The 818-nt window shown below is 38.8% G+C and carries 1 pseudogene; it reads right to left on the bottom strand.

What is annotated here, in order from left to right:
• A pseudogene (locus tag AABK37_RS41640) lies at positions 1-554 on the bottom strand (IS701 family transposase); the annotation flags it as partial.
• Between the last annotated feature and the right edge of the window lie 264 nt (positions 555-818).

Raw genomic sequence — 818 nt, 5'->3', positions numbered from 1 at the left:
TACTACCAAAGGCAGTATCAGCTAAAATAATCACCTGAAAGCGTTCAGTTAAAGATTGAGGTAAACGCTTAATTAGCTTGAGTCCTAGCTGCGCGGGTGAGGGAGTACCTTTACCTCTCCAAACACGAAAACTCCAGGGGATGCGCCATTTCCCTACAACTAAATAAACAACTACTATATGTAGACCACGTTTACCATTGTAAACTCTAATTAAATCCCCAAAAGCTGAGAATTTGCCGCGTTTTTCGCTCTTTAGTTAGGTCAATTATTACTTGTAAAAATGGTCTGCGTCCTTGACCACAGGACGATAACATCTTGACAACTGTTTGCAATACATGGTTACGAACTATACGAATCATCTCCCTTGTTGACCAGGGATTGATATTTAAAAATCGACTTAATGCACTTGGAGATTTTGTTTGACTGTGTTCAGGTAATGGATGTCCTTGCGCTTCTAAAAATAACCCTAATATTGCTTGCAGGTTATCTTTTTGGTATTGTGTGGGCATCAACTCTTTCAAGCTGTAAACTAGTTCTTGGGCGTGGGCAAGCATTGTCTTGCTGAATTTAAAAATTATATTTCACGCCCTTTTTCTCATGTTTTAGGACATATTTACTCTCGAAAAAGTTTTCATTAAAATAACTGCACTTTCAACTTTAAACAATAATGATAATCGTTTAGGGGGGGAGGGAACACTTGCCAACGGCAAGTGTTCCCTCTTTAAGATTGATTATTTCAAGATTAAAGGGGATAGAGACAGGGAGCGTTGCTCCCTGTCTCTATCCCCTCCCCCACTAATGATTATCATTATTATTAA

The sequence above is a fragment of the Tolypothrix sp. VBCCA 56010 genome (assembly GCF_050875635.1).
Lineage (GTDB): Bacteria > Cyanobacteriota > Cyanobacteriia > Cyanobacteriales > Nostocaceae > Hassallia.
This window is presented reverse-complemented; position numbering and strand designations above follow the sequence as displayed.